The organism is Thiolapillus sp., assembly GCF_048562965.1.
GTDB lineage: Bacteria > Pseudomonadota > Gammaproteobacteria > Chromatiales > Chromatiaceae > Thiolapillus > Thiolapillus brandeum_A.
In genome coordinates, this window is record NZ_JBHNMF010000243.1 from 1 (window position 1) to 4,934 (window position 4,934).

Here is a 4,934-nt window from a genome sequence, read left to right on the forward strand (position 1 = left end):
GTTGTGGGGACAACTCAGTTTCGGGTTGTAACATGGGCCGTATCAGTCGTGACAGGCTGAGCCTATCACTCATGACCACGTCCTAAGGACGTGGGTTTCTACGCTAAACTCAATACCTCGTCCACCAGAATCGTCTGGAAACCTTCGTCTTCGGCAATCTGCAGCCGGTAATGCTGTCCCGGCCGACCCGGCTGCCAGTACAGCTGCAGCTTGTCCTTGTCAGCGACAAATCCGACCTCCGGCGCTTCCGGCTCAGGCTTCAGCACGAACGCCTGCACTGCTCCCCAGGGCCCCTGTTCGTCCCCGAACGTCGAAGCCACCCGCCAGTACCAGGTGCCCGGTTGCAGCGACAGCAGTTCGAGACGCGTCTTGCCAAGATTTTTCTCGTCAGCAGCCAATGCCTTGAACTGCCGGTCAGACGACAGCTGGAAATGATAACCGCTGACCTGCGGCGGCGTAGACCATTCGAAATTTACGGCGGTGGTGCGCACCGTGCCTCCTGCGGGGGGCATAACCGCCACCGGTGGCAACGGCCGGGCATCCAGCAGGAAGCCAACTTCGCTTTCTTCACCGTCCAGTCCGGCGGCATCAATGGCCCGCACCCTCACGCGGTATTCCCCGTCGGGAAGGGAGCTGGTGCTGAAACGGTGATGCGTCAGCCGCACATCCATCACAGGCACGCTGTTTTCTCCCGGATGGGAAACCAGCACCCGATAGGCTTTGGCGCCCGGCACTCTTGCCCAGCGCAGCTCGAGGGGCAGCCGTCTCATTGTATTGGCGGGAGCAACCAGACTGGGAGCCGGGAGCAGCCGCACAGCCGGCGCTGGCGCAGCTCCCTTGTCCACCACAGTGCCAAACCCGGCGGCGAGCACCAGTTTTCCGGCATCCCCGGTGACATTGACCGTCCCCGCTACCACTTCCACCTGGGAACGGGACTGCTCGGCTTCGGGGACCTTCACCCGGAAGCGCGTACCGCGCACGGCGGTATTGGCGGAAGGTGTCCGGATCTCGAAGCGTGTACCCTTGGTGGGCACCCTGTTTTCGGTTTTTCCACGCAGAACCCTGATCGTGGTGTCCCCGATGCCTGTATCCGAAAACCTGTTGATACGCAGCAGTTCCACTTCGGTATTGCTGCCCAGCAGTTGCCGCGTGCCGTCCGCAAACTCCAGCAGCACACTCGCGTCATTACCGATTTCCAGACGGTCGCCGTGCTTCAGCTGCGCCTGCGCGTCCAGGGAATGGCCTGCTTCTCCCGGCCTGACCAGCAACACCTCACCCCTGACATCGACTACCCTGACTGATGCAGGCTCGACCTTCAGCCACTGCAAGGGGATACGCACCTGGGTGCCGGGGGACATTTGCCGCGGCCGCTTCACATGGTTCAGCCTGACCAGCTTGTTCCAGTAGCTCTGGTCAATGAGAAAACGGTCGGTCAGATCCCAGAGATTGTCCCCCGGCTGGAAGCTGTACAGCCATTCTTCTCCCGCCTCTGCAGCGGAAACCTGTTGCAGGCCGGCGCACAGGATCAGCGCCAGATATGGCAACCTTCTCGAGCTGCTTGCATTTCCCCTCATTTTCCTTGCCCCGTTTTCGACCCGATCCCCTGCATCATACTTTATTCAGACGCTTCCGAGAAAGGGCATCAGCCACGCTGGCGAACCGCTTCGAACAAGCCTACCGCCGTGGCGACAGATACATTCAGGCTTTCAACGGTACCGCGCATGGGGACAGACAGCAGAAGATCGCATTGCTCCCTGACCAGCCGCCGCATCCCTTTTTCTTCACCGCCCATTACCATGACCAGCCCTCCGCTCAGATCTGTCTGGTAAAGGGATTGCTCGGCCTCGCCCGCCATTCCCACGACCCACAAGCCACAGGCCTCACGCAACTGGCGCAAGGTACGGGACAGATTGGTTACCTGAATGAAAGGCACAGTTTCCGCTGCTCCACTGGCAACCTTGCAGGCAACAGGTGTCAGGCCGACTGCCCTGTCCTTCGGGGCGATCACGGCATGCACGCCGGCTGCATCCGCGGTACGCAGACAGGCTCCCAGGTTGTGCGGATCCTGCACACCGTCGAGGACCAGCAGAAACGCCGGCTCCTGCAGCTCCTGAAGCAGCGTATCGAGGGCATCCTCCCCCAGCGCAGCAGGCATATCCGCCCGGGCCACAACCCCCTGATGCCGGGTGCTGCCAGCCAGCCTGTCCAGTTCGGACCTGTCGGTCGCCTGCAGGGACACACCTGATTTGCGCGCTTCCGACAGCAGCTGTCCCAGTCGCCTGTCATTGCGCCGGGCGTCATACCAGATGGCCTGCAGCCTGTCCGCCCCGTGTTTCAGTGCGGTTCGAACGCTGTGGATACCCGCGATATAACGGGCGCCTTTGCTCATTTCCGTTTACGCCGCCGGGGACGGCGCTTCTTGCTCCGTTTTTTATCATCTGCCGGCTTCTCTGCCCGATTGGCCAGCGCCAGATCGATCTTGCGGTCATCCATGTTGACGGCAACCACCACGACCCGGATGGTGTCACCGAGCCGGTAGGTCTTGCCGCTGCGCTCCCCCACCAGCTTGTGCGCGATAGGATCGAAGTGGAAAAAGTCGTGATCCAGGGAGGTAATGTGCACCAGGCCGGTGATGTACACGTCCTTCAGCTCCACGAACACACCGAAGCTGTTGACGCTCACGATCAGTCCTTCGAATTCCTGCCCGACCCTGTCCAGCATGAATTCGCACTTGAGTGCATCGGCAGAATCCCGGGTTGCCTCGTCCGAGCGCCGTTCGGTCATGGAGCAATGCTCACCCATAGTGGCCATCTGCGGGAATGAATACTCGAAGGTATCCGCCCGGCCGTCCACCAGCAGATGCCGTATGGCGCGATGCACCAGCAGATCGGGGTAGCGCCGTATCGGCGAGGTGAAATGGGTGTAAGCCGGAAATGCCAAGCCGAAATGACCGATATTCTCGGAGGAATAAATGGCCTGCATCATGGAGCGCAGCAACACGGTCTGAATCATGTTGGCGTCCGGGCGGCCCTTGACCTGCTCGATCAGTTCCGCATAATCCTTGGCCGTGGGCTTGTCACCACCGTTGAGCCTCAGCCCCAGCTGTGCCAGGAACTGATGCAGGTCGTTGAGCTTGTCTTCACTCGGCGGCTCATGAACACGGTAAAGTGCAGGAATCTTCTTGCGCAGCAGCAGCCTTGCAGACGCCACGTTCGCCACCAGCATGCATTCCTCGATGATGCGGTGAGCATCATTACGCACCGTGGGTACGATGCCGCTGAGGCGGCCACTGTCATCGAACACGAAACGCGTTTCTACCGTATCGAAATCGATGGCACCGCGCTCTTTCCTGGCTTCATGCAGTGCATGATAAAGGCTGTTCAGTTCTTCCAGATGAGGCAGAAGCTTCGCGTGCTTCTTGCGCAGTTTTTCGTCGCCGTCGAACAGCATGGCGGCCACCTGGTTATAGGTCAGGCGCGCGTGGGACCGCATCACCGCCTGCAGGAAACGCGAACGCAGTATCTTGCCTTCCCGGCTGATATAAAGTTCGGCCGCCATGCACAGACGATCCACATTCGGATTCAGCGAGCACAGGCCGTTGGACAGCACCTCGGGCAGCATGGGAATGACCCGGTCAGGAAAATACGTGGAGTTGCCGCGCCTGTAGGCCTCCTTGTCGAGCGCTGATCCGACCGGCACATAAGAGGAAACATCCGCGATACATACCAGCAGCTTCCAACCCTTGGGGGTCCGCTGACAGTACACCGCATCGTCAAAATCACGCGCGTCTGCACCGTCGATGGTCACCAGTGGCAGCTCACGCAGATCGACACGTCCTTCCTTTGCCGATTCAGGCACTTCTTCCTTCAGACTGGCAATTTCCTGTTCCACTTCTTCAGGCCAGACGACAGGAATATCATGGGCGCGGATGGCAACATCCGTTTCCATGCCCGGCGCCATGTGGTCACCGATGATCTCGGCTACCCGTCCGATGGGCTGTCGCCACTTGGTGGGCTGCTCGAGAATCTCGACCACCACCATCTGGCCTTCTTCCACACCGTTGAAATGCTCGTCCGGTATGATGACGCGGTGCGTCATGCGCTTGTTGTCCGGCACCAGGAAACCGACACCGGCTTCCACATGAACACGCCCCACCACCTGCGAGTGGGCGCGCTCAAGAATCTCGACCACGGACCCTTCACGACGACCGCGCCTGTCCATGCCGGTAACCTGTACGACCACGCGATCATCATGCCATAGGGGCCGCATTTCCCGCGGTGACATGAACAGATCCTCACCGCCCTCATCAGGACGCAGAAAGCCGAAACCGTCGGGATGGGCGATAACCCGGCCGGCGATCAGATCCTTCTTGTTCACCACGCAAAGGCCACCACGGCGATTGCGCACGATCTGGCCATCCCGAAGCATGGCCTTGACGCGGTATGACAGCGCCTCAATCTGTTTTGGATCTTTCAGCCCCAGAAGAGGAGCGAGATCTTCAGATTTGACAGGAACCCCGTGAGCTTCCATGGTTTCGAGTATGTGCTCCCGACTTGGAATGGGATTTTCGTATTTGCGCTCTTCCCGTGCGCGATAGGGATCACGTTTGTGTGATTTGTTCTTCTTTCTCGACTTGGCCACAGGCCTGTTTACCTTCAATGTTACGTAACTTATCAGCCTGACATTATACGCTCTGAAATAGATCAATACTAACCGGCTGCACCAGGAAGTTTTCGATCAAACCAGGTACTTGCGGCATTGGCGGATAACAGGCGGGTTCTCCCCCGCGACAGACAGTCATCGAGTGTATTTACAGGATTCAGGGCCACCGTAAAAACCGCGTGTCTGCACACAGGCTTGTTATAATGGCGCTATACAACAATACAATCCGACGGAGTAGCAACGATATGATCAAACAAGTGGAAGGTGACATC

At 59.1% G+C, this 4,934-nt stretch carries 3 protein-coding genes; all 3 read right to left on the bottom strand.

Annotation, left to right across the window (positions count from 1 at the left end):
* Positions 1 to 98: 98 nt before the first annotated feature.
* The 3 genes from ACOCD2_RS12280 to rnr all read right to left on the bottom strand — a co-directional run bounded on the left by ACOCD2_RS12280 (position 99) and on the right by rnr (position 4,641).
* A complete protein-coding gene (locus ACOCD2_RS12280) occupies positions 99 to 1,574 on the bottom strand; it encodes a FecR domain-containing protein (protein ID WP_293645218.1) in 1,476 nt (491 codons plus the stop codon).
* Between the two features lie 68 nt (positions 1,575 to 1,642).
* Positions 1,643 to 2,389 carry a 23S rRNA (guanosine(2251)-2'-O)-methyltransferase RlmB gene (gene rlmB, locus ACOCD2_RS12285; RefSeq protein ID WP_293645219.1) on the bottom strand — a complete coding sequence of 249 codons (747 nt, stop codon included), beginning with the start codon at positions 2,387 to 2,389 and terminating at the stop codon, positions 1,643 to 1,645.
* Positions 2,386 to 4,641, bottom strand: a complete 2,256-nt coding sequence (gene rnr / locus ACOCD2_RS12290) for a ribonuclease R (protein WP_293645221.1) — start codon at positions 4,639 to 4,641, stop codon at positions 2,386 to 2,388. Before rnr ends, rlmB begins: the two co-directional genes overlap by 4 nt.
* Between the last annotated feature and the right edge of the window lie 293 nt (positions 4,642 to 4,934).

What these genes read in the sequence shown, in the direction of transcription:
- rlmB (WP_293645219.1), bottom strand. Translation starts at nt 2,389, where the DNA reads ATGAGCAAAGGCGCCCGTTATATCGCGGGTATCCACAGCGTTCGAACC.
- ACOCD2_RS12280 (WP_293645218.1), bottom strand. Translation starts at nt 1,574, where the DNA reads ATGAGGGGAAATGCAAGCAGCTCGAGAAGGTTGCCATATCTGGCGCTG.